This window comes from Seonamhaeicola sp. NFXS20 (genome assembly GCF_049132085.1).
GTDB lineage: Bacteria > Bacteroidota > Bacteroidia > Flavobacteriales > Flavobacteriaceae > Seonamhaeicola.
Map to the genome: position 1 here is coordinate 1 of NZ_JAFMPU010000023.1, position 5691 is coordinate 5691.

2 tRNA genes and 3 rRNA genes are annotated in these 5691 nt (G+C 44.9%); all 5 read right to left on the bottom strand.

What is annotated here, in order from left to right:
- Positions 1–115: 115 nt before the first annotated feature.
- The 5 genes from rrf to J1D01_RS17140 all read right to left on the bottom strand — a co-directional run bounded on the left by rrf (position 116) and on the right by J1D01_RS17140 (position 5308).
- A 5S ribosomal RNA gene (rrf, locus tag J1D01_RS17120) occupies positions 116–223 on the bottom strand.
- A 124-nt stretch (positions 224–347) separates the two neighbouring features.
- Positions 348–3163: ribosomal RNA gene (locus tag J1D01_RS17125) — 23S ribosomal RNA — on the bottom strand.
- A gap of 177 nt (positions 3164–3340) precedes the next feature.
- Positions 3341–3414, bottom strand: a tRNA-Ala gene (locus tag J1D01_RS17130).
- 150 nt (positions 3415–3564) lie between these two features.
- A tRNA-Ile gene (locus tag J1D01_RS17135) sits at positions 3565–3638 on the bottom strand.
- A gap of 148 nt (positions 3639–3786) precedes the next feature.
- Positions 3787–5308, bottom strand: a 16S ribosomal RNA gene (locus J1D01_RS17140).
- Together the 16S, 23S and 5S rRNA genes with 2 tRNA genes alongside form the textbook arrangement of a ribosomal RNA operon.
- Positions 5309–5691: the final 383 nt, after the last annotated feature.

A 5691-nucleotide genomic window follows, 5' to 3' on the forward strand; every position in this document is an offset into this window, starting at 1 on the left:
CTAAAATATTCAACTAAAATGCAATAGGAAAAGGGACAGGCATTATTTTGTATTAGAAAAAACTGAGAAAATCGAAAACAAAAAAACCCTTCATATTACTATGAAGGGTTTCTAAAAAAGGCAACGACCTACTCTCCCACAAACGTAGTACCATCGGCGCTAATGGGCTTAACTTCTCTGTTCGGAATGGTAAGAGGTGAGCCCCATCGCTATAACCACCTTAAATCTTAGCTATAAGTTACAAGCTTAATGCTTTTAACTTATAGCGCAGCATCATTGCTGCAAATATTTTAACATATTGAAAAAAATCACATGAATATAATCCGTACTTTAAAAAAAAACAGGCGTACAATAAGCCTATGGGTTATTAGTACTACTCGGCTATGACATTACTGCCTTTACACCTATAGCCTATCAACGTGGTCATCTTCCACGACCCTTTAAAGAAATCTCATCTTGTGGTGGGTTTCGCGCTTATATGCTTTCAGCGCTTATCCCTTCCAAACGTAGCTACTCTGCAATGCCACTGGCGTGACAACAGATACACCAGAGGTTTGTCCAACTCGGTCCTCTCGTACTAGAGTCAGATCCACTCAAATTTCTAACGCCCACTGTAGATAGAGACCGAACTGTCTCACGACGTTCTGAACCCAGCTCGCGTGCCACTTTAATGGGCGAACAGCCCAACCCTTGGGACCTTCTCCAGCCCCAGGATGTGACGAGCCGACATCGAGGTGCCAAACCCCCCCGTCGATGTGAGCTCTTGGGGGAGATCAGCCTGTTATCCCCGGCGTACCTTTTATCCTTTGAGCGATGGCCCTTCCATGCGGAACCACCGGATCACTATGCTCTTGTTTCCAACCTGATCGACTTGTAGGTCTCTCAGTCAAGCACCCTTATGCCATTGCACTCTACGCACGGTTACCAAGCGTGCTGAGGGTACCTTTAGAAGCCTCCGTTACTCTTTTGGAGGCGACCACCCCAGTCAAACTACCCACCAAGCACTGTCCTCATTCCTGAGTTAGACTCTAGATAAGCAAAGGGTGGTATTTCAACAATGACTCCACAACGCCTAGCGACGCTGCTTCAAAGTCTCCCACCTATCCTACACATTACTTATCCAAAACCAATACTAAGCTATAGTAAAGGTGCACGGGGTCTTTTCGTCCCACAGCGGGTAAACGGCATCTTCACCGTTACTACAATTTCACCGAGCTCATGGCTGAGACAGTATCCAGATCGTTGCACCATTCGTGCAGGTCGGAACTTACCCGACAAGGAATTTCGCTACCTTAGGACCGTTATAGTTACGGCCGCCGTTTACTGGGGCTTCATTTCAGATCTTCGCCGAAGCTAAACCCTCCACTTAACCTTCCAGCACCGGGCAGGTGTCAGGCCATATACGTCATCTTTCAATTTAGCATAGCCCTGTGTTTTTGATAAACAGTCGCCTGGATCTTTTCACTGCGGCCCACCAGAGGTGGGCGACTCTTCTCCCGAAGTTACGAGTCTATTTTGCCTAGTTCCTTAGCCATGAATCTCTCGAGCTCCTTAGAATTCTCATCCCAACTACCTGTGTCGGTTTAGGGTACGGGCTGCTTCATTCGCTTTTCTTGGAAGTCGCTTCTCTGGATTATCACCGCAACCGAAGTCTTAGTGTACTATCGCCGTGTTACCACTGGCTTCAACGTGCTATTCCGTCAGCACGCACCAAATATACGCCTCCGTCACTTTTAATATGAGCAGGTACAGGAATATTAACCTGTTGTCCATCCACTACCCCTTTCGGGTTCGCGTTAGGTCCCGACTAACCCTCAGCTGATTAGCATAGCTGAGGAAACCTTAGTCTTTCGGAGTGCGGGTTTCTCGCCCGCATTATCGTTACTTATGCCTACATTTTCTTTTGTAGCTTCTCCAGCATACCTCGCAGTACACCTTCAACGACACTACAATGCTCCCCTACCAATATAAATATTCCATAGCTTCGGTAGTATACTTATGCCCGATTATTATCCATGCCGAACCGCTCGACTAGTGAGCTGTTACGCACTCTTTAAATGAATGGCTGCTTCCAAGCCAACATCCTAGCTGTCTAAGCAGTTCAACCGCGTTTATTCAACTTAGCATACATTTGGGGACCTTAGCTGATGGTCTGGGTTCTTTCCCTCTCGGACATGGACCTTAGCACCCATGCCCTCACTGCATTATATCATTTTATAGCATTCGGAGTTTGTCAGGAATTGGTAGGCGGTGAAGCCCCCGCATCCAATCAGTAGCTCTACCTCTATAAAACTAATAATACGCTGCACCTAAATGCATTTCGGGGAGTACGAGCTATTTCCGAGTTTGATTGGCCTTTCACCCCTACCCACAGGTCATCCGAAGACTTTTCAACGTCAACCGGTTCGGTCCTCCACTGTATGTTACTACAGCTTCAACCTGCCCATGGGTAGATCACACGGTTTCGCGTCTACCACTACTAACTATACGCCCTATTCAGACTCGCTTTCGCTACGGATCCGTACCTGAAGTACTTAACCTTGCTAGCAACGGTAACTCGTAGGCTCATTATGCAAAAGGCACGCCGTCACACGTAAACGTGCTCCGACCGCTTGTAAGCGTATGGTTTCAGGTTCTATTTCACTCCCTTATTCAGGGTTCTTTTCACCTTTCCCTCACGGTACTAGTTCACTATCGGTCTCTCAGGAGTATTTAGCCTTAACGGATGGTCCCGCCAAATTCACACAGGGTTACACGTGCCCCGCACTACTCAGGATACTACTATCTAAACTTCGCTTACCTATACAAGACTATCACTCTCTATGGTCTGTCTTTCCAAACAGTTCTAGTTCACTTAGTGTCGAATATTGTAGTCCTACAACCCCAATATTGCCGTAACAACATTGGTTTGGGCTAATCCGCGTTCGCTCGCCACTACTAACGGAATCACTTTTGTTTTCTTCTCCTCCGGGTACTTAGATGTTTCAGTTCTCCGGGTTCGCCTCCTTACGGATACTATATCTTCAATATAGTGGGTTGCCCCATTCGGATATCTACGGATCAATTTGTATGTGCCAATCCCCGTAGCTTTTCGCAGCTTATCACGTCCTTCTTCGCCTCTGAGAGCCTAGGCATTCCCCATACGCCCTTAATTAGCTTATTGTACTTTTTGCTTTTTTAATGAGTTATGATTAATTAGATTGTCGCTCGCGTGACTCTAATTAATCCAAATTACTTAAAATTAAATCTTAATCTAATTTTATTTTCATGTATCTTTTTCAATATGTCAATGAACCTTTATCAATTAACAATTGCTAATTAACAATTATCAATCAAATCGTGGAGAATATCGGAGTCGAACCGATGACCTCTTGCGTGCAAGGCAAGCGCTCTAGCCAGCTGAGCTAATCCCCCGTATATTTTCAGTAGTCAGTTATCAGTTAACAGTTATCAGTTAATTGATGACCTATACGTCAACTTGGGATACCCAACTTCTAAAATTTCCTTTCAATATTTAATGAACTTATCTAAAACTGATTTTTTAACCAAATCAACCTTACTTTGTAGTCTCAGGCAGACTCGAACTGCCGACCTCTACATTATCAGTGTAGCGCTCTAACCAGCTGAGCTATGAGACTGTACTTAGTCGTGAGTCCTCAGCTTTTAGCGCTTAGATTATCTAATCACTAATACTTAATGACTTACTTTTATATTTTAAAATTAACAGCAAGAAGAATAAACTATTTCTTTCTTAAAAACTTTTACCTATTAGTCGTCTTTCTCTAGAAAGGAGGTGTTCCAGCCGCACCTTCCGGTACGGCTACCTTGTTACGACTTAGCCCTAGTTACCGATTTTACCCTAGGCCGCTCCTTGCGGTGACGGACTTCAGGCACTCCCAGCTTCCATGGCTTGACGGGCGGTGTGTACAAGGCCCGGGAACGTATTCACCGGATCATGGCTGATATCCGATTACTAGCGATTCCAGCTTCACGGAGTCGAGTTGCAGACTCCGATCCGAACTGAGATAGGGTTTATAGATTCGCTCCACCTCGCGGTGTGGCTGCTCTCTGTCCCTACCATTGTAGCACGTGTGTAGCCCAGGACGTAAGGGCCGTGATGATTTGACGTCATCCCCACCTTCCTCACAGTTTGCACTGGCAGTCTTGCTAGAGTTCCCATCTTTACATGCTGGCAACTAACAACAGGGGTTGCGCTCGTTATAGGACTTAACCTGACACCTCACGGCACGAGCTGACGACAACCATGCAGCACCTTGTAAGTAGTCCGAAGAAAGATCTATCTCTAAATCATGCAACTTACATTTAAGCCCTGGTAAGGTTCCTCGCGTATCATCGAATTAAACCACATGCTCCACCGCTTGTGCGGGCCCCCGTCAATTCCTTTGAGTTTCATTCTTGCGAACGTACTCCCCAGGTGGGATACTTATCACTTTCGCTTAGCCACTGAGCCGAAGCCCAACAGCTAGTATCCATCGTTTACGGCGTGGACTACCGGGGTATCTAATCCCGTTCGCTCCCCACGCTTTCGTCCATCAGTGTCAGTACATTATTAGTAATCTGCCTTCGCAATTGGTATTCTATGTAATATCTATGCATTTCACCGCTACACTACATATTCTAACTACTTCATAATGACTCAAGATTAGCAGTATCAAAGGCAGTTCTACAGTTAAGCTGCAGGATTTCACCTCTGACTGACCAATCCACCTACGGACCCTTTAAACCCAATGATTCCGGATAACGCTTGCATCCTCCGTATTACCGCGGCTGCTGGCACGGAGTTAGCCGATGCTTATTCTTACGGTACCGTCAAGCTCCTACACGTAGGAGGGTTTCTTCCCGTACAAAAGCAGTTTACAACCCATAGGGCAGTCTTCCTGCACGCGGCATGGCTGGATCAGGCTTTCGCCCATTGTCCAATATTCCTCACTGCTGCCTCCCGTAGGAGTCTGGTCCGTGTCTCAGTACCAGTGTGGGGGATCCCCCTCTCAGGGCCCCTACCTATCGTTGCCATGGTGTGCCGTTACCACACCATCTAGCTAATAGGACGCATACTCATCTTACACCGTAACCTTTAATTCTAATCTCATGCGAAACTAAAATACTATGAGGTATTAATCTTCGTTTCCAAAGGCTATCCCCCAGTGTAAGGTAGATTGTATACGCGTTACGCACCCGTGCGCCGGTCGTCATCAGAAAAGCAAGCTTCTCTATGTTACCCCTCGACTTGCATGTGTTAGGCCTGCCGCTAGCGTTCATCCTGAGCCAGGATCAAACTCTTCATCGTTAAATTTTTAAGTCTTTTATGACTTTTACTATTTAACAACTAATAAGAATTTTCAGTACTCAAAATGGTTTATTCTCTTGTTCGATTTAACCGTTTCCAGCTAAATCTTACGCTGTCAATTTCAATATGTTTATGAACTTTTTTTGCTTCTCTAAACTTCGTTTCCTCGTTTAGCGGGTGCAAATATAAAACCTTTTTTTATACTCACAATACTTTTTTTATTTTTTTTTGAAAAAAGTTTTTTCAACCTTTTTCTAAAACTCATTACGTATTCTGAACATCCGCTTAACTTAGATTTGTTTCCTCGTTTTGCGGGTGCAAACATACTACCTATTTTCCTTTTTGCAATGACTTTTTTAATCTTTTTTTATGGTTTTTTTTAG